This is a genomic window from Tuberibacillus sp. Marseille-P3662 (assembly GCF_900178005.1).
Lineage (GTDB): Bacteria > Bacillota > Bacilli > Bacillales > Sporolactobacillaceae > Marseille-P3662.
The window spans coordinates 340,528-359,945 of the sequence record NZ_FXBS01000003.1 but is presented as its reverse complement, the minus strand read 5'-3'; the positions used below and the strand labels follow the sequence as shown (position 1 = coordinate 359,945).

Below are 19,418 nucleotides of genomic sequence, written 5' to 3'. Positions count from 1 at the left end.
TTGACGTCAAAAAAAGCAGAGACCGCTTGGGTCTCTGCTTTTTTTATTATTTTATTAACGTTGCATGCCCTCTCCTATTCATCCTTCATCGGCGTTGACGCTTGGTGCAGCATATCTTCCAGTTCCTTAGTGAAACGCTGGACGTCAGTCTCACTCCAACCTAGAAGATCGGCCATATACCGGGTCACAGGTGCCTTCCATTGTCGAACCCAATCAATATGGAACAGCAATGCCCCCGAACGACGAAGGAAAAAGTCGAGCAATGTCGCCGTCATTTCTTCCTCAATACCGTAACGAACCATAGCCATAATGGTTTTTGGCAGACCATACTGCTCGGCATCCTCATCTGAAATATTGTGAATGGTATCATAGATCGTTCCGACATTCGAACCATAACGTTCGACAAGTTGCCGTGCAGTTGTCTCCTCTAAGCCCATTCTTTTGCCGTCCTTAACTCGTCGATGAATAAAATCGGAAAAACCGTCGCCACCACCAACATCACCACCCGATAATTTGATATGAGCGGTCTGACATTGGTCAATGAGCATGTGGCCCTCGTCTTTCAATTGCTCGCCGACGAGGTCCAGCACCCGTTCCGCCATTTTTCTATAGCCCGTCAATTTACCTCCGGCAATCGTAATTAAACCAGAATCGGAAACGAAAATCTCATCTTTACGTGAAATTTCATCCGCTGATTTTCCTTCTTCATAAATTAATGGTCGAACCCCGGCCCAACTTGATTCAACATCTTCTGGACGAATATGGACATCGGAAAACCGGCCGTTAATCGCCTCGAGAAGATAATCACGATCAGCTTCTGTCATTTTTGGATTCGAGAAGTCTTCTTTTTTATAGGTGGTATCTGTTGTTCCAACATAAACTTTACCTTCCCTTGGAATCGCAAAAATCATACGACCATCGCCGTTTGTCGTATCAAAATAGACGGCTTGCTTAAGCGGAAAAGCGGCTTCATCAATAACAATATGAATCCCTTTCGTTAACTGCAAGAATTTCCCTTGCTTGGAACCATCTTGTTCACGTAAAGTATCAACCCACGGCCCTGCCGCGTTAACTATTTTCTTCGCATAGATATTGTAATTTTCACCGGTCAATTGATCAACCACACGAACCCCTTGTAACTGCTTCGCGTCATCATATAATAGTTCTTCAACTTTGGCATAGTTCGACGCTTTGACCCCGCGATGTGCGGCAGCTTTCATTGTTTCCAGCGTCAGACGAGCATCATCAGTCCGGTATTCAACGTAATAGCCGCCTCCCTTTAACCCGTCCTTCCGCAGCATCGGTGCTTTATTAAGGGTCGTCTCGCGATCTAACATTTGTCGGCGCTCACTTTTTTTAACCTTGGCAAGAAAATCGTACATCCAAATACCGATTGACGTCATGAATTTGCTGAAAGAACCGTCACGATAAATCGGTAACAACATCCAAAGCGGCGTTGTCACATGCGGGGCATTTTCATAAACAATTGCCCGCTCTCTCCCGACTTCAGCGACCAACTTCACTTCATATTGAGCAAGATAGCGGAGACCACCATGAACCAATTTAGTTGAGCGGCTTGACGTTCCCGCTGCAAAGTCCTGCATTTCCACAAGACCAGTATTAAGGCCACGAACACTTGCGTCCAAAGCAATACCTGTACCAGTAATTCCGCCGCCAATGATTAGTAGATCAAGGGTATCATCAGCCATGGCTTGTAGCTGTTCCGAGCGGTTTAATGTTGAGAAAGTCATTTCGAACACCTCTATGTCATGTTATTCATTTAATCGTACTTAGGAGATGAGAAAAATAAAAAAGAGGCCACTTCAACCTATATAGTTACCCGTCAACTACATAGGCTAAGCAGCCTCTCATAAACTCATCCGAAATTATTAACTTAATTTTATTATATAACAATTAGCTTCAATTGTAAATGCCAACTGCATATTATTTAAACGCTTGTGCCGCTTTCACAGCCTTCTGCCAACCGCTGTATAAATCTTGGCGTGTATTTTCATCCATATCTGGTGAAAACGCTCTGTCTACATTCCATTGCTTCGCAATTTCGGAACGATCATGCCAGTAACCGACAGCCAAACCAGCGAGAAAGGCGGCTCCAAGTGCTGTCGTTTCACTCACCGTCGGACGTTCGACGGGAACATCTAATATATCACTTTGGAACTGCATTAAGAAGTTATTAGCGACCGCACCGCCATCGACCCGTAATTTTTTCAAATGAATGCCGCTGTCTTTTTGCATAGCATCAAGAACATCTTTCGTTTGATAGGCTAAAGATTCCAAAGTTGCCCGGATAAAATGAGCGCGCGTTGTACCGCGAGTCATTCCAAAGGCAGCGCCGCGTACATCACTATCCCAATAAGGCGTACCGAGTCCAACGAAAGCGGGAACGACATAAACCCCATCCGTTGATTCTACCTTTGATGCATAGGTTTCGCTTTCAGGTGAATCTTCAATGACTTTCAATCCATCACGCAACCATTGAATCGCTGAACCAGCCACAAAAATACTGCCTTCCAAAGCATACTCAACCTTACCATCCAGTCCCCAGGCAATGGTCGTCAACAAACCGTTATCCGATGCTACAGGTTCTTCCCCTGTGTTCATCAGCATGAAACAACCGGTGCCGTAAGTGTTTTTCGCATCCCCTTTTTCAAAGCAAGCTTGCCCAAACAATGCAGCATGTTGATCACCTGCTGCTCCGGCAATCGGAACTTCTTGATTAAAGAAATGATGCCCGACTGTGTGACCAAAGATACCTGAAGATGGACAGACTTCCGGCAACATGCTTTTAGGAATACCCAAAACATCAAGCAGTTCATCATCCCATTTAAGATCATGAATGTTGAACATCAAGGTACGTGAGGCATTTGAATAATCAGTGACATGGGACTCCGAACCAGTCAGCTTCCAAATGAGCCAGCTGTCGATCGTGCCAAATAACAAATCACCGTTTTCAGCTTTTTCACGGGCCCCATCAACGTTATCCAAAATCCATTTGACTTTTGTTCCCGCAAAGTAAGGGTCAATCAATAGCCCCGTCTTTTTCCGAAATGTATCTTCTAATCCTTGACTGCGCAAGTCTTCACATATGGACTCCGTTTGCCGTGATTGCCAAACAACCGCATGGTAGACGGGAAGCCCTGTATTCTTATCCCAAACAACCGTTGTCTCTCTTTGGTTAGTGATACCGATTCCCGCAATTTGATCAGCCGTCAGATTAGCGTTGGTTAAAGCTGCAGCCATGACAGATAAAACCGAGGTCCAAATTTCATTGGCATCATGTTCAACCCAGCTCGGGTGTGGAAAAAACTGCTGAAATTCCTTTTGCCCTGTAGCGACTGTTTCCCCTTGTTCGTTAAAAATGATCGCCCGTGAACTCGTTGTTCCTTGATCTAACGCCATAATGTACTTCTCACTCATTGTTACCCCTCCAAAATATAATCTATCTTTAAAATATTAAGCTGACATGGAAGTATTAACGACTTCCTTTTTTCTATCACCAATGATAGCCCCTATAATTACTATGAGAACGATTGCTGATACAATCCAGAAACCTACAGAAATTTTGTCTTGAAATAGAACATTATACAAAAGTGCGCCAAACGCCCCCCCAATAATCGGTCCAACAACCGGGATCCAAGCATAGGTCCAATGCGATGTTCCTTTCCCTGGAATCGGCAGAAGAGCATGGGCAATTCGCGGTCCAAGGTCACGGGCCGGATTAATTGCATATCCTGTTGGTCCGCCTAAAGACATGCCGATGGCCACGATTAAGAAACCTACAATTAGAGGATTCAGGCCTTCAGTAAATTCATTAGCGCCAATAAATTGCAACCCAAATACAAGAATGAATGTGCCAATCATCTCATTTAAGAGGTTAGCAAAAGGCTGAGAAATCGCCGGTGCTGTTGAAAATACAGCCAGCTTAGCACCAGGATCCTTTGTTTCTCGCCAATGCGGCAAATAGGCCAAATAAACAATACAGGCGCCAATAAGCGCACCAATCATTTGACCAATAATATAGGCTGGTACTTTGGCCCAAGGAAAAGCACCGGCAGCTGCCAAACCTACAGTCACTGCTGGATTAACGTGAGCTCCTGTAATTCGACCCACAGCATAGACAGCGAAGGCCACTGCAAACCCCCAACCAAACGTAATAACGATCCAACCTGACCCTTCAGCATTAGACTTCTTCAGATTAACACCGGCAACCACACCACCGCCAAAGACAATCAAAATCATCGTCCCTACAATTTCGCCAAGAAACTCCGACATAGGTTTCACCTTCATTATAAAAGATTTTTAAAAACAACTAAAAAAGACCCACGAATACCATAGATATATCCCTATGGAACAATCGTGCGTCTCAATACTCAAGTTCACGCTTTATTAACTTAATTACATTATATAGCTAGATGAAACCGCTGTCAACAGGTTGATAAAAAAGTTATGACTTAATTTTCGTCAATTGTAAAATGCCAAAGCTTTGACGTTGACGTAGAAATCGCCACAGCCCCGCTATCAAAAGCTTGTTTAAGCTCTGCTTCGTCCCTAATTAGACCACTGGCAATAATCGGTATACCCGTTTTTTGAGTGATTTCAGCAATCATTTTGGAAGCAAGGCCTGGAAGCACCTCCAGATAATCAGGTTCAATTTTTTCAATCAAACGATAACTTGTCTCTAAAGCCATCGAATCGAGCAAAAATAAACGCTGGATCGCTGTAATCCCTTTCTTCTTCGCTGTCATTAACACATGGGAGCGTGTTGAAATGATCCCATCGGGTTTGACTGTTTGACAGAGAAATTCGGCGGCATACTCGTCACTTCTAAGTCCATGGACAAGATCAGCGTGCAGAAACACTTTTTTATGATTGCGTTTGGCATAACTTACCATGCTTTGTAGATGAGCCACATGTGTATCAAGTAGAACAATATGATCAAAAGATGACTCCAGTAATTTTTCAAATCCTTTAAAATTCCTAACTGCCGGTAAGATCATTTGCTGAATATCGGACATTTTCAATCCCCCTTCCCATTATACGGGAAACATTAGACCCTAAACCATCATTGTACCCTTTTTTCTCCGATTTACAACTGATGAAACGGTAGTATTTAGGATACAGGACAACAATTAAAAAAGATGTCCCGAAGCATGATTAATACTTCAGGACACCTCCTTATGTTAGAGTGCTAGTGACAGGACTTGAACCTGCGACCTGATGCTTACGAGGCAACTGCTCTACCGGCTGAGCTACACTAGCTTACTTATTATGGCTCCGAAAAGCGACATTCATATTATACAATAATGAAACTTAATTGTACAGAATCAAACTATGAAAATTATGGATCGTTCAACTCAACTCCTTTGTCACTGGACGCCGATCACGCTTCATTTTTTCAATAACTGACATAAAAAAATTAATGATCACACCACTCAAGAACGCATTCAATAACGTTCCAATTCCGATTGAACCATCAAAAACAAATGCAAGAAACAGTAGGACGACACTTATAATCGCTCGGGAGTACATAATATTAAATCCTGTTAAATCCGAGACCACCAACATCGTCCGATCAAACGGGTTCGGAGCATAATCGGCCTGTAAATAGATCGCAATCCCAAGTCCCATCAAAATTAAACCCAGTGCTAAACAAATGGTTTGACTGATGAATATGCCGGGTGCTACCCAATCGTTCAATAAGAACATCCAACCATCAATACCCATTCCCGTCACCAGTGATGTCAGTAAAGCTAAGAATTCAGGCATCCGCTTTTGAGCAGCCGCGTTCAACAGGACCATAGCCAAGCCAACAATGATTTCCCACGACCCTATTGTTAAACCAATCGTTCGGTACAAGCCGACCAAAAGGGCATCAAATGGTGACGTCCCCAATTTCGATAAAATCGTTAAGGCAATGCCTAGGGTTAAAATCATTAAGCCAAATACGTAAAGAAATGTCTCCCGCATGGACATGCTTCCCCCATCATCTTTCTGAGTTGCGACCGCAGCAGATAATTGTAGATTTTTTTAGCCGGTGTTTCTGCGGAGCTTCAAAGCTACGATCCCGGCATCTTAATATCTTTCTTTGGTTTACCGTATAATGTTCGTGTAATCTTCGGAGCAAGTAAGAATAATCCGATGCCAATCATGGCCGAACCAAGTATGTAAATACCTGTAAATATTTTGACCGTTCCGGTCATTAAAGTTGCGATAACAACGGAAAATTCGCCACGTTGTGTCAAGGACAGCCCGGCCCGCATCGAAACTCGCTTAGGTAAACCATACCATTGTCCGCCCCACATACCGGTGACAACTTTAGCAAGAATACTCCAGACAAGTAGAACGATGAGCAGCCAAACCATTGGAACACCGTTACTAAGATCAACAGTCATTCCGAACGAAAAGAAAAATACAGGCAAAAGTAAGTCCCGCACAGAAACGGTTGTGGATTCGAAGTCCTCCATTTTATTTGTTTCTGCCAGCATCATTCCAGCAAGAAAAGCACCCAATACTTCGGATAGTCCTAAGTAAAGCGATAACCCCGCGTAGGACAACGAAATACCAGCCGATAACAAGATAAAAATATCTTCATCATTAATCCGTTCAATCACCTTGCCAAGCTTACTGAATCCGAACTTCCCAATCAGAATGGCTCCCAATGTAAGGAGTATAATTTTTATTAGAAGAATAAGAAACTGCAGCACCGTGATTTGTTCACCAGAAGTTAGGCCAATTAAAACAGCAATAACAATCGGAGCGATCAAATCTTCAAAGATAAGCAGGCCAAGCATATATTCCCCTTCAAGATTGGCGATTCGCTTCGTACGTTCTAACAAATTGGCTGTAATGGATGAACTCGTGGCATAGACAGCACCACCAATCAAAAACGAAGGAATCCATCCAAGACCAAATAGGTTACAAATGAGGGTCGTCACACCTAAACTCAAGATGATATCCAATACCCCAGCTGGCCATACTTTTTTGGCTGTTTCTCCGAGTCGATTAATTGGAAATTCAAGGCCAAGAAGGAAAAACAAGAAAACGATGCCGATCTTTCCAGCTATATCAATGACTTCATTCGTAGACATAAAGCTACCAATGACAATACCTAAAATAATGTATAGAACGACACTTGGCACCCGGATTTTCCACCCTAAATAACCAACAAGAAAAAGGGCGATAACAAGAAGTCCTCCGCCGAGGATAACAGCTGTCTCTCCTCCATGCATTAAAGCTCTTCCTCTCCGTTGCACATGACAACGAGTTGATCATTTTGCTCTTGTTTTCCGATTGAAATGATCGTATCACCTGGACGTAAAACTTCATCTGAATCCGGTGAAGCAATGACATCTTCACCTTTAACTAGGCCGACAATGGCAGCCCCCGTGAGCTCACCAACACGCGATTCAGCGATGGTTTTATAGGCAAGCTCGGATTCCTTAGCTAACTCAGTCCATTCAATATTAATTTGGTGATGGAACATCTTAAGTAGATTGGCATTCGCCGGTTGATACACTGCACCAAGCAGTTGCGCACCAATTTCCCTTGTTTCATCAGCATTTAAGGTAATGGATGAATCCGGTTGGTCATCACCCGCTTCTTCAAAAAAGTAAAGACTCCGCTTACCTGTATGATGAACGATGATCACAATCATATTATTTTCAGCCGTAATGATTGAAATCTTTTGCCCAATGCCAGGCAGACGTGTTGATTTAATTTTCATTTTGATCCCCTTTCAAGCCTTACACATTGCTCTACAATTATATTAACCAAAGTGTATCATAATTGTTCAGGGAAAACGAAAATTCTCAAGGTCATCAAATGATTTGATGAATTTTTATAGCTCACTACGTTCAGATAAAACCTGAAAGGCAGGTGAGGGTATGGCGCGAAAAATCAACTTTATATCCCACTACGTTCAGATAAAACGCGGAATGTTTCGCTTGTCTTCCACAAATAGACAACTTTATATCCCACTACGTTCAGATAAAACGCATACAAAAAACCTCAAAAAACCGCTTGATATCAGCGTTTTTCAGGCCTGCAAAAAGTAGCATTTGCAGTGTATCGATAGTGTTATTTTTAAAATTCCGCTGATAACCTCTACAATCCTTATTATATCAACGGTTTTGACATTTTTAAAGAAAATGAGGTTCACTGCAAATGATTTATATAAAACCATCAAGATGTCTCGTTCGGAGGGGTAAAAACTAAGGAACCAGCTATCCTGGCTCCTTGTCCATTACCTTCATTTAAACATTTATTCTTTAACCATATCAGCAAGCAGTTCATATGACCGTAGCCGTTCTTGATGGTCAAAGATTTGTGAGGTGACGATGATCTCATCAGCCTGCGTCTTATCTTGAAATTGTTGCAGCTGGTCTTTAACAGTTTCTGGGGTGCCTGTGAATGATGAATAAAGCTTGTCTTTTAATGCTAACCATTCATATTCACTCATAAGGTCTTTGATATCCTTAACTGGCGGTTGCAAACGACCAGGGTTATTTCGTACAAGGCTAAGGGTTTGCTGTTGTTGAGAGGTGGCTAGGAATTGCGCTCTCTCCTCAGTATCGGCCAAGACCACGCTAGCTCCAAGCATCACATAAGGTTCCTCAAGTATACTAGAGGGTTGGAAATTGTTTCGATACGCTTCCAAAGCTGGCAAAGTATTATCCGCAGCAAAGTGGCTAGCAAATGAAAAAGGCAAGCCAAGTTCGGCAGCTAATCGGGCACTAAAGTCACTTGAACCCAATAACCAAATCGGAATCGTTAAGCCTTCACCAGGTACAGCGTGCACATGATGCTGCTGAGATGATAGTGAAGGATCTAGGTATTGACGGAGTTCATCAACCTGCTCTGGAAAGTTCTCACCATTCGGTAAGACTTCACGCCGTAAAGCTCGTGATGTAATATGATCAGTACCAGGAGCTCGTCCCAGCCCTAAATCAATGCGCCCAGGATACATGGATGCTAACGTTCCGAATTGCTCAGCGATCACTAAAGGCGGATGATTCGGAAGCATGATACCGCCGGAACCAACACGAATCTTCTCAGTTCCTCCTGCAATATGGCCGATCACAACCGACGTTGCCGAACTTGCAATACCTGGCATATTGTGGTGTTCAGCCACCCAGTAACGATTAAATCCCCATTTCTCTGCATGCTGAGCCAGATCCAAACTATTGTTGAAGGACTCACTCGCTGATCCGCCCTCAACGATCGGCGCTAAATCTAATACAGAAAAGGGTATATCATTTAATTGCTTTTTTGACAAACTGATTCACCTCTAATTTTTATCATATCATTCCCTAAAAAGCGCTCTACATAAATAAGGTTACATCCTTTCGCCGGACTGATACCAATTTTTTGCTTGATCTTATCATCTTTTGTATTCATTTTTGATGATAACATCAAAAATCCCGCCAATTCTTTAAAATTTCTTCAATTCAACTAAAATATGTTGATAGGCAGCTGCTTCTTCTGGCATTCCTTTATGTTGATACATCTTGCTTAAATGTTCGACGGGGGTGGCATGCTGCGGGTGAAGTTCCATTTCCCAAGAGAAGCAGTCAATGGCGGCATCGTATTGTTGAAACTGAGCATAATACTGTCCCAATTCCATCATCCGGTCGGGCGACTCTGTTAATCCTGCCATATGGTCAATATCACGAATGACCTCCGACTGTGGAAATATTGTTTTGATAGGTGTCAATTTTTCATGAACCGTGTTCACTTCATGTTTTTCTAGCAATTTAACAGCAAGTTGACGTATCTTTTGTTCGGATTGGCTTTGATCGTTATGAGGGAACTGCTCGATCACAAGGATGAAATCATCTAAGTGGCTAACTATAAACGCGGCATTAAGATTTGTCCACAACGAATCCAAGATTGAATCATAGTTGTCAGGAAGGTCATCAATAAAATCTAATAAATGTAAGGCTGCTTGTTCATAATAGCCTTCTTGAATCAAGGTCTCGATGACTGACTTAGCCTCAGAAAGTTGTTGAAAAGGATTAATATTGGCTTGTTCCAACATCAACATCCATGCCTCTTTGGATACAAATTGTGCGGCAATATCAGTATAAAGCTTCAGTGATTCAGTATCGACCGTTGCTTCTCTTTTAGCTTTTTCAAGCCATAATAATAGTAATTCAAACAAGCGGTCTTGTTGTCTCAAAACATCTTCTAACAGGTTCCGTTCTTCTGGATTAAATCGATGTTCAAAGCAATAACGCTCAACATAGAGGGGGTCTTTTTGTTGAATAGATGGCCAATCGGAGGACTTGTAAAAATCTTTATAAGAGAGAAAATCAAGTGAATTGAAACGATCTTTAGCTGATTGTAAGTCAGGAGCAAACGCTGTTAATATTTGCAGCACTTGAAAGGCTTTAAAATACTTCCCGCCTCGTTTGAAGTAAGAAAGAATTTTGTTTACTACCTTGATAATATGGTCCCTTGTAAAAAATGAATCGAGAGTTGTGGCGATATAGGCCGTTTCTTGCAGATCATATTGATTCTGCAATTGAGCAAAGAGCTTATTTTTATTCGGAAGGGTGACTGATGATTTGGGCAGCAATTCTGACATTATTGTGTGCTGTGATTCAAACACCACTCCTTGCTGAAAGGCATGATCAATAAAAGAACCTTCTTCGATACCTTCTACTTTGTCTCCATATATAAAAGCATTCTTATAATAGATCAGATAATAACTTTCGTTGTTGATTGTTGTGACTTCAAAAATTTCACTTCTTGCAAAGATTGCCGCTCGAACGACTTGCCCGTTGATCATTTGCTTTGAATCTTTTATGGCTATTTCCGTTGGCTTGACAAGTTCATCATTCATCTTTGACTGCTCCTATTTTTGAAATTTAGACAATTATTTATATGCAACTTTCATCAACAACTTGTTTGCTTCTATTTATAGTTTAACATATTAGGACGCCTTCACGTGAATCCGAAATCTGACGGTCACTATATCATTGTGTTAACATGACTTTAAAGCTATTAAAAAGGGAGGGTACTACCTTGAAAATTGGCTTTATTTCAGACATTCATGGCAATGCCGTTGCACTTAAAGCTGTGCTCAATGATTTAAGACAAAAACAGGTTGATAAAATCGTGGTCTTAGGCGACATTTGTTTCAGAGGCCCACAACCAAAGGAATCTATAGATATTGTCCGCTCATTACATACAGATGTCATCAAAGGCAATGCCGATGCTTGGGTCGTCAGAGGCATCAACACCGGTGAAGTGCCAGATCAAGCTTTCGAGATCATGACAAAGGAAAGAGATTGGGCCTATTCATTGCTAGATCAAGATGATATTCACTATTTGAATCATTTACCCCATCATTTTTCAATGACAGCAGATGATATTAAGATAGCTGCTTTTCATGCTACACCAGATGATTTATTTGAAATGATTCAGCCACATGAATCTGAACAGGTGTTTAGAGAAAAAATGATGGATGATAAGTCTGACATTCACCTTTACGGTCATATTCACAAAGCGTTTATCCGCTATATCGAAGGCCAATCCATCGTGAACTTAGGCAGCGTCGGGCTACCCTTTGACGGCATTCAAAAAGCATCCTATGCACTTCTAGAAACAAATGCCGATCAATGTCAAACAAGCATTGTTAAAGTTGATTATGATGTTGACAAAGTCATCGGTCAATTTAATGAATCTAACTATCCTAATAAGGATTTTATGATCAACGTGCTCAAAAATGCCAAGATTTAAGGAGGATGATTATGACAGCTGATCAAAACTCAAATAAAACCATGCGATCATATCGACTTAAAGATACGGGCAGTATTGACAACTTAAACTTAGTGACTGAGGATATCCCATCTGTTCAACGGGGAGAAGTGCTTGTTCGTGTTAAAGCCTCAGCATTGAATTACCGTGACCTTGCCATGATCTACGGCGACTATCCAGGAGAGATACACAACAATCTCATCCCATTATCCGATGGGGCTGGGGAAATCGTTGCTGTCGGTGAAGGGGTTCGACGTTTTCAAGTAGGCGACCGTGTTGCAGGTAATTTTACCCGGGAATGGTTCGGTGGCAAGCGACCGGATTATATAGAACCTTATGGCTCTCATAGTGATGGTTGGTTGACCGAGTATAAAGTATTGAATCCTGAACTTCTCGTTTCGATACCATCCCACCTCACCTATGAACAAGCAGCGACTTTACCATGTGCGGCCGTAACCGCTTGGAACGCCCTTCATGGTCCTCAGCCCCTATCAGCTGGTGATACGGTCTTAACACTAGGAAGCGGCGGGGTCTCTGTTTTCGCGATCCAACTCGCCAAATTGCTTGGCTTGAATGTCATTGCCACGACCTCGAGTGACAGGAAGGCAGAAAAACTAAAGGCATTGGGTGCGGAAAAAGTCATTAATTATAAGACAACGCCAAACTGGGGTGAAGTGGCTAAGGACCTCACAGACGGACGCGGCGTCAATCGTGTCGTCGAAGTTGGTGGTCCAGCGACGATCCACCAATCTCTTCAAGCCATAGCCCCTGGGAATGAACTTGCGCTTATAGGTGTGCTCACTAAAACCGGTGATAAAATCGGCTATTTTGACTTGTTTGGAAAAGCCTCGACCCGGACCATTGGTGTAGGCAGTCGCAGTGACTTTGAAGCTATGAACAGGGTTATTGAAGACAAGGCGTTAGCCCCCGTTGTTGACAGCGTCTTTCCGTTTGAAGAAGCAAAAAAAGCCTATGAATATCTGGAAAGCCAAACATTTTTCGGCAAAATTGTTATTTCACATCAATAAGAGCAACGACTCTATAAAACCAACAAGGCTGGGACAAATCTAAAACAGGATACTCAGTAAGCCGAACAATGAGATATGAAAGCAAGTTCTAAGCGTCGTCAAAATACGTAGACGCCTGCGGGAGGAGCACGAGCCGAACATCCTTGTTTGAAGAAAGTTTTTATACTTTCTTTAAGTGTAAACAAATCATCCGAACTGATTAATAAACCAGTTCGGATGATTCTGTGACTATATACTTTTGTTCCAGACTCGTTTTTTACATAACACGATTCATATATCTATTAAAAATCATATTCCGCTTCTTTGGCTTCACGAATGTTCGTATAGGTTTCCGTTAATATAACTGTATCTTCAACCAAACGATCGATTCGGAATAATACATCATCATTGATAATGTCTTTCCGATAAAAGTCTTTTTCTTCGATAAACACATACGACTGAACAACTTGTGCTTTCATATAAGTCAGAACAGGTCTTAATTGTTGATCCGCGATTAAGTAGTGCTTAGGTGAACCGGCTGTCACGAGCATACTGACAACCTTATCCCGAAAAGCGCTCACAGGAAGCAAATCAAATATATTCTTTAATGTAGCTGGTATCGACGCCTGAAAAATGGGTGTTCCAATAATAATGGCATCTGCATCCATTATGGTTTGGGCCACATATTTTGTATCACCTTCATATTCCATGTAGTTTCGCCCATCACTAAACTGAACATCATATTCAGCTAAATCAATTAATGTGACGTCTGTATCCGGATATTTTTCAGTGAGTCTCTTTACTGTATCATTCATAGCCGTTCTTGTTTTTGAACCAACTATGGAACCGGCTAAAGCGACAACCTTCATTTCAATGCCTCCTAGTTTTTGGCCGTATGTTTTTTTATAGCAGGTATGATTTCTGTACCGATCAGCTCAATATTTTTCCTTAATTGATCAAATGGCACACCGCCAAAATCAATTTGTGCAATATATCGCTGATGACCAAACATTTCATGTTGATAGAGAATTTTTTCAATGATTTGCTGCGGACTACCAACATTCATGATATTATGTGGATCTGCGCCTTGTGCAAAGTGCTGCTTCGGAAAGCCTTGTCCATTCGTTTTCTTCATTCCCTCATTAATGTGAGGGTAATACTCTTTTAGAGCCTGTTGCGTTGTATCAGCGGCATAGAAAAAGCCGGCCGTTGCAACGGGAAGCTCCGATGGGTCAAAGCCGCTCTGACTTGCCGCTTCACGATAAGCATCAATCGTCCGCTTAAAAACACTCGCTGGCCCACCTAAATGGGCTTGAAACATCGGAACACCTGCATAACCGGCTTTAATCGCGCTAGCAGGCGTACCACCCACCGCACGCCAAATCGGCATTGAGCCATTTTGAGGACGTGGAAGCACCTTCGCATTGTTTAATGGAGCACGGTAATCTCCACTCCAATTAACAACCTCCTCTTTATTCAATTTCAATAACAGATCAAACTTTTCCTCATATAACTCTTCATAATCACGAAAATTATAGCCTAATAAATCAAAGAGCCCTATTCTTGATGCACGACCAGCAACAATCTCGGCACGACCCTTCGAAATTAAATCAGCTGTGGCAAAATTCTCATACACACGCACCGGATCCGACGTGCTGATAATGGTTGAGGAGCTTCCGATTTTCATTTTTTCGGTCGCCTGAGCAATCGCTGAGAGAACAACCGCGTGCGCTTGTGTTGCAAAATATTCCTGATGACTTTCACCGACACTGAAAAAATCAACACCTGCTTGCTCAGCCAGCTTAGCATATTCTATGATTTCATGAATGCGTTGTTCTGCAGAAATTCTCTCTCCTGTTAAAGGATTCGGTAAGTGGTCACCAAGTGTGTAAATACCAAATTCCAGCCCTTTACTAGGATCGATTCTATATTTCTCCATTATTTATTCCACCTTTCAATGAACCCTTCACAAGGTTATTATAGATGATTATAATAAATAATATAAGTACGCACATATAAGTGGTATAGTATACAAAATGATACTTAGGGAGAGATACAATGACAAAAGTACCGGAAGATTGCCGTGTAGAGAATGCTTTAGGTATTTTAGTTGGTAAATGGAAACCGATTATTTTACTCCATTTGTTGCAGGAAGGGACCAAACGTTTTAGCGAACTCAAACGTAGCATGCCCGGAATCACGCAGAGGATGTTAACAAAGCAATTGCGAGAACTGGAGGATGAAGACATTATTGAACGGGTTGTATATCCGCAGGTGCCTCCCAAGGTCGAGTATTCTATTTCGGAATATGGCAGGAGCTTGGAACCCATTTTAGAAGCGATGCATGAGTGGGGAACCAAGCATATGTTGCACAAGCAGGAAAAATTGAATAAAGAAAGCATATAAAAAACGCTTGTTAAAAACAAGCGTTTTTTTGTTCACTTTTGTAGTATAAGCTCGTTATCAACAAGTGTCCAAATTCAATTCAAGGCTGTACGTCAAGCAATTGAAAATCATAGGATAAGTTTGAATGATTGGAGAAGGCAGTGAAATAAACCTCTCACAATTGTGTCACCAGCATAATCACTAAGGAGGTTGAGAGAAAACTTGCGTCCTATTAGTTCTTTACTCAAAAAAATTTTTGCAGCATTAATGGTGATCACCGTTCTAGCAGGCTGTTCGGGGCAATCATCAAAGGAAACAACCGAAGCCCCTGACTTACTAAAGGTTGATCATTTCCGAATGGGTCCACCTATCAATCAAAATCAGCCGACAACAGCGGTTGATTTTACCTTTGATCAAGCAGCATTCTTAAACGGGGGAGATCGCTCAAGCTTTCATCTCATTCCATTGAATGGAGGAGATGTCCTGAATGGCACGACTGATGTGAAACCCGAAAATGACAAGGAAGGAGATAAAACCGTCACCGTTCTCTTTCGTGGTGAATTGAATCCAGAAAATTACGCACGTGGATATGTCGGTTCTAAAGCGGTAAATTCGGATAGCAGCAACACAAGTCCTGACAATCCTCTGAACATCAATCAAGCCGTGACAATCAACAACGAGGGAAAGACGGAGAATCCTGACCTTGTGAGTGCAACCTTAGACGGGAACGCCTTTGTATTCGAATTTGACGAGGCACTGACGGATGATGACATTATCCAGAATTCAAGCGGATTGCGTTTGTACTTTCCACAGGCAAAGCAAAATAGTACCATTCCTTCTGCGGGTTCCTCACGCGTGGAAGTTGTGAATGACACAACTTTGCGAGCTTACTATGAAGGAACAATTCCAGGTGATTACACATTAGAGGATGCCGTTGGCGCCTATGTAGTGCAAAGTACAGTACAGGCGGCAGAAGGGAGCCGAGGTGCCAATAGCGGAAAAAATGCCTTCGACGAGCTTCGAAAGCGTCAATAATGCCATCATTAATGAAGCATATTCTTGCCACGACGGCGAGGATATGCTTCAAATTTACGCAAAATATATTGGTACCCGACACTTTTTAATGGAAGGAAGCGGCTTTTAGAATACTTTTATCTGATTAGCTTACTATTATAGGTATTTTCTATTATTAAGAAACAACTATGATTTCTTTTGTAATTTGTAATAGTAAAGCGGAATACCTTTTGTACTTTTTGGACCAACTATGACTATGTACGCAGGCTTTTCTATATTAAAATCATCATAATAGTAATACAAATCACCCACTACAAAATCAGTAGATACTGTCAAACTTACACTTTCATCTTTTTTAAGTGCACTTATGGAAGAAAAGGCCCCCTCATTATTCAACTGGCCATGGTAATCCACAAGTGGTAGGTTTATATAATCTTTATATTTTTCATAAACAGCAAATTTATTCTCTGATTTAAGAGGGGCATCAATTTTTTTGGTTATTTTAATTGGCAGTTTATAAACTGCCTTTTTTCCATTTGATTGATTCCTCGTTCCTATTATTTTCGGGGAGGTTGTTACCAAATGACAGTTCTAAATCTCCTAGGGTAATTATATCCCCGTTCTGCCTGCGGAACAACTTTTAACGTTTGGGATGATGTATTGTTAAAGTACATAGATGATGCTGACCCTTTTCTTTCACCGGGTGTATATTCATCTTCATGAAGATTTGAAAATTCAAAATGGAAAACTTTATCCGTATAATCTGGAGCATGACTCGCCGCATGTGCTCCAACTGCGGCAGATAAAAATGCCCCAACAAATAAAAATGAAGCTATTTTCCTTTCCTTTTAGCAATAAACCTCACCATTGGTTCTAATTGTAAAATAATCTGATGTGAAAATCGAGTCCAATCCAATATAAAGAATGGGTGGTACTGACCCATTACGCAAGATGGGAAGCAAATCCTTATTCCAAATAGGCACCTTTTTACTGAATATCGTACTACAGCTGTTTCACCATTGAAACAACTTTTATACTTGTACCATTCGGTTTATTTATCACCTCTTCATCATAAATGCTATAACCCATTGAACTATATAACTTTATATTCTTGGATACATTCATACGGACTTTGCATAGCATTGTAGGTATACTGTTTTGCTTTGCATAATCTTCCAATGACCTTAATATTTTTTTCGCGATACCTTGCCCCTGTTTTTCTGGAATAACAGATAGTCTATAAAAATAAACAGCGTTTTCCTTCAGGCGAAAACGAACCATACCAACTGCCTCACCATCAACATAACTAATTAAAGATTGTTCATCATCTTTTAAGGCGGTTGCTATTGATTCCACTGTTTCTTCTAAAGCACTTGATGGAGGTTCCGCGTCATTATATTCTACAAATGCCTTAATCATTAAGTCGTGTATTAAAGCTGCATCAGATCTATCTGCTAGTTTTGTTTTCATTAAAATCCTTCCTTTTTCATTTACACAATAGGATGAATATTTATTCGATTAACTGGCCCTTATACACGATATTGGCGCTATTCTTATAGAGAATACCAGCTAATAAGAGGTCAACCCTTAAGGCTAAAAAAGTTCTTAAGAACATGATACAATAAAATAAGGAACGACAAATAGCCCTCCAATTTGGAAGGCGTTGGAAATATTCGTTTTCATGACTCTTTAGGCCTCTACAAAGGCTTCTTTTCGCTTAAGCATGTAAAAAATCCAATGAATCAGTTTATTCATACAGGCTCCCATCACGACTTTATGGGGTTTGCCCTCGTCTCGCTTGTTTTGATAGAAAGCGATGAGCTTTGTATTTCGAGATTTACGCAAGCCGCATAATACAGCAGTATACAAGGCTTGACGCAGCTTACTGGAACCGCGTTTGGTCATGCGGTTTTGCGTAGCTTTGAATTTTCCTGATTCATGGACCCTGGGGTCAATCCCTGAAAAAGCAACTAACTTCTTCGGATGATGAAATCGATCAATTCCCCCGATCTCAGACAAAATTGTGGCTGCAATCTTGTCTCCGATGCCTGGAATGGATCGAATCAAATCATAGTCATCCACTTCTTTTGCCTGAGCATCTATCTCCTCTTTCAAGGTGGATAGGTGTTCTTGGTATTCAAGCAGCAGTTTAATGTACATTTTTAGACTAATGACAGGACTTTGATAGAGCGCTTGCTGGAATGGATCCCGAAGAGCTGCTTCTTGTAATTGTTCTGCCTTTTGCACAGCCCATGTATAGGATCGCGTATGGCAATGGGCTTTAATGCCCTTGGCTAATTCATCAATGTCTGCAGCTAACACGGTTGCCGGTGTAGGAAAGTCCAGAAGCTGTTGCAGTGAGACTGTTGAATAAATCGATCCAAATACTTTTTTGTATTCAGGGAATAGTTGATCCAGCACCGTTTGGAATTTCAGCTTGACTTCTACATAAGAATCAGTGAGCGCATCATGTTGCCTTGTTAAGTGGCGCAGATTTAAAATCTGAACGCTCTTTTTCCGAAAAGGCACCAAATCTTCCTTATAGTACAACTCGCATAAGTGAGCAGCATCTACCGCATCTGTTTTGACCTTTCTCATGCCCGTTTGCTTAGCCCCAAAGGAGACAATCGGGTTGACAAGAAAATAAACCATTTGGTTTCGTTCCAGAAACTGAACCACCGGTTCATGATAATGTCCGGTTGACTCCAGGATGACGGTCGGATACTTACCACTTGCTTGCTCAACTTCCTGATAGAAGGTATAAAACTTTTCCAATCCTTGAATGTTGTGCTTAAACTTGAAGCTCTTTTTGTAGGGTTTCTTTCTTCGTAAATAGGCTTGGACCTGGCTTTCTTCCTTTGCCACATCCAGACCTATAACAGGATTCATACGTCGATCACTTCCCTTTCAGAATATTTACCGGTAACCTCTATCTCTCCTACAGTGTCATATCTTCGCTTGTTATACGAGATCATCTGAAAATGTCCCAACCAGCCTCACCCATGTTTCTGTAAGTAGAGGGGGAACAGTTTTCTGGACGGGATCAATCAAGTCCCACGCGCCCGTTCGTTCTCCTCCGGCTACCCCTATTAAACCATTAAAATGGTCAATCAGAAATAAATTCTGATTGACCTCATAATACGAAGCGCCCTTTAGCGGAACACCGTGTATAAACACCTGGAATAAGATCCCCTTTGTTTCGAAGACTCTTTTTCTCATACAGACCCATGC

General features: G+C 41.5%; 19 protein-coding genes and 1 tRNA gene. 4 read left to right on the top strand and 16 right to left on the bottom strand.

From position 1 onward, the window contains the following. Positions 1–74 precede the first annotated feature (74 nt). The 10 genes from B9Y89_RS03380 to B9Y89_RS03335 all read right to left on the bottom strand — a co-directional run bounded on the left by B9Y89_RS03380 (position 75) and on the right by B9Y89_RS03335 (position 10,864). Positions 75–1,751 (bottom strand): glycerol-3-phosphate dehydrogenase/oxidase, encoded by a 1,677-nt coding sequence (locus B9Y89_RS03380; RefSeq protein ID WP_085521507.1) that lies wholly within the window; start codon positions 1,749–1,751, stop codon positions 75–77. Positions 1,752–1,944: 193 nt separating this feature from the next. Then, positions 1,945–3,438, bottom strand: coding sequence for a glycerol kinase GlpK (glpK, locus tag B9Y89_RS03375; RefSeq protein WP_085521505.1), 1,494 nt, complete (start codon positions 3,436–3,438; stop codon positions 1,945–1,947). A 36-nt stretch (positions 3,439–3,474) separates the two neighbouring features. Further along, a complete protein-coding gene (locus tag B9Y89_RS03370; protein WP_085521503.1) occupies positions 3,475–4,293 on the bottom strand; it encodes an MIP/aquaporin family protein in 819 nt (272 codons plus the stop codon). Between the two features lie 179 nt (positions 4,294–4,472). Further along, on the bottom strand, positions 4,473–5,036 hold the full coding sequence (locus B9Y89_RS03365) for a glycerol-3-phosphate responsive antiterminator (protein ID WP_085521501.1): 564 nt from the start codon (positions 5,034–5,036) through the stop codon (positions 4,473–4,475). A gap of 171 nt (positions 5,037–5,207) precedes the next feature. After that, positions 5,208–5,280, bottom strand: a tRNA-Thr gene (locus B9Y89_RS03360). 90 nt (positions 5,281–5,370) lie between these two features. Further along, the gene (locus B9Y89_RS03355) at positions 5,371–5,988 is read right to left on the bottom strand and encodes a YczE/YyaS/YitT family protein (protein ID WP_085521499.1); all 618 of its coding nucleotides are present in this window, start codon (positions 5,986–5,988) and stop codon (positions 5,371–5,373) included. A gap of 89 nt (positions 5,989–6,077) precedes the next feature. After that, positions 6,078–7,250: a cation:proton antiporter gene (locus tag B9Y89_RS03350; RefSeq protein ID WP_085521497.1), complete on the bottom strand. Its 1,173-nt coding sequence runs from the start codon at positions 7,248–7,250 to the stop codon at positions 6,078–6,080. Continuing rightward, positions 7,250–7,744 carry a cation:proton antiporter regulatory subunit gene (locus tag B9Y89_RS03345; RefSeq protein WP_085521495.1) on the bottom strand — a complete coding sequence of 165 codons (495 nt, stop codon included), beginning with the start codon at positions 7,742–7,744 and terminating at the stop codon, positions 7,250–7,252. The genes B9Y89_RS03350 and B9Y89_RS03345 overlap by 1 nt, the downstream gene beginning before the upstream one ends. A 537-nt stretch (positions 7,745–8,281) precedes the next feature. Beyond that, positions 8,282–9,295: an LLM class flavin-dependent oxidoreductase gene (locus B9Y89_RS03340; protein ID WP_085521494.1), complete on the bottom strand. Its 1,014-nt coding sequence runs from the start codon at positions 9,293–9,295 to the stop codon at positions 8,282–8,284. A gap of 156 nt (positions 9,296–9,451) precedes the next feature. Further along, positions 9,452–10,864 (bottom strand): tetratricopeptide repeat protein, encoded by a 1,413-nt coding sequence (locus B9Y89_RS03335; RefSeq protein WP_085521492.1) that lies wholly within the window; start codon positions 10,862–10,864, stop codon positions 9,452–9,454. A gap of 182 nt (positions 10,865–11,046) precedes the next feature. On the opposite strand from B9Y89_RS03335, the gene B9Y89_RS03330 reads away from it, so the two are divergent. Next, positions 11,047–11,763: a metallophosphoesterase family protein gene (locus tag B9Y89_RS03330; RefSeq protein WP_085521490.1), complete on the top strand. Its 717-nt coding sequence runs from the start codon at positions 11,047–11,049 to the stop codon at positions 11,761–11,763. Positions 11,764–11,774: 11 nt separating this feature from the next. Beyond that, complete coding sequence (locus B9Y89_RS03325; protein ID WP_217807170.1) at positions 11,775–12,809, top strand: zinc-dependent alcohol dehydrogenase family protein; 1,035 nt, start codon at positions 11,775–11,777, stop codon at positions 12,807–12,809. A 281-nt stretch (positions 12,810–13,090) separates the two neighbouring features. Here the strand turns inward: B9Y89_RS03325 and B9Y89_RS03320 are convergent, their stop codons facing one another. Together B9Y89_RS03320 and B9Y89_RS03315 are read right to left on the bottom strand one after the other, a co-directional pair. After that, positions 13,091–13,657 carry an NADPH-dependent FMN reductase gene (locus tag B9Y89_RS03320; protein ID WP_085521488.1) on the bottom strand — a complete coding sequence of 189 codons (567 nt, stop codon included), beginning with the start codon at positions 13,655–13,657 and terminating at the stop codon, positions 13,091–13,093. An 11-nt stretch (positions 13,658–13,668) separates the two neighbouring features. Next, on the bottom strand, positions 13,669–14,727 hold the full coding sequence (locus B9Y89_RS03315) for an LLM class flavin-dependent oxidoreductase (protein ID WP_085521486.1): 1,059 nt from the start codon (positions 14,725–14,727) through the stop codon (positions 13,669–13,671). 119 nt (positions 14,728–14,846) lie between these two features. Between B9Y89_RS03315 and B9Y89_RS03310 the strand changes: the two genes are divergently transcribed. Next, complete coding sequence (locus B9Y89_RS03310) at positions 14,847–15,194, top strand: winged helix-turn-helix transcriptional regulator (protein ID WP_085521484.1); 348 nt, start codon at positions 14,847–14,849, stop codon at positions 15,192–15,194. Between the two features lie 201 nt (positions 15,195–15,395). After that, entirely contained in the window at positions 15,396–16,208 is an 813-nt protein-coding gene (locus B9Y89_RS03305; protein WP_085521482.1) for a hypothetical protein, read from the top strand. Positions 16,209–16,373: 165 nt separating this feature from the next. Here B9Y89_RS03305 and B9Y89_RS03300 read toward each other — a convergent pair whose 3' ends face one another. The 4 genes from B9Y89_RS03300 to B9Y89_RS03285 all read right to left on the bottom strand — a co-directional run bounded on the left by B9Y89_RS03300 (position 16,374) and on the right by B9Y89_RS03285 (position 19,364). Then, positions 16,374–16,769, bottom strand: coding sequence for a hypothetical protein (locus B9Y89_RS03300; RefSeq protein ID WP_085521481.1), 396 nt, complete (start codon positions 16,767–16,769; stop codon positions 16,374–16,376). A 420-nt stretch (positions 16,770–17,189) separates the two neighbouring features. Then, a complete protein-coding gene (locus B9Y89_RS03295; RefSeq protein WP_085521479.1) occupies positions 17,190–17,657 on the bottom strand; it encodes a GNAT family N-acetyltransferase in 468 nt (155 codons plus the stop codon). A gap of 219 nt (positions 17,658–17,876) precedes the next feature. Next, positions 17,877–19,076, bottom strand: a complete 1,200-nt coding sequence (locus B9Y89_RS03290; RefSeq protein ID WP_085521477.1) for an IS110 family RNA-guided transposase — start codon at positions 19,074–19,076, stop codon at positions 17,877–17,879. Positions 19,077–19,148: 72 nt separating this feature from the next. Further along, complete coding sequence (locus B9Y89_RS03285) at positions 19,149–19,364, bottom strand: hypothetical protein (RefSeq protein ID WP_085521475.1); 216 nt, start codon at positions 19,362–19,364, stop codon at positions 19,149–19,151. Between the last annotated feature and the right edge of the window lie 54 nt (positions 19,365–19,418).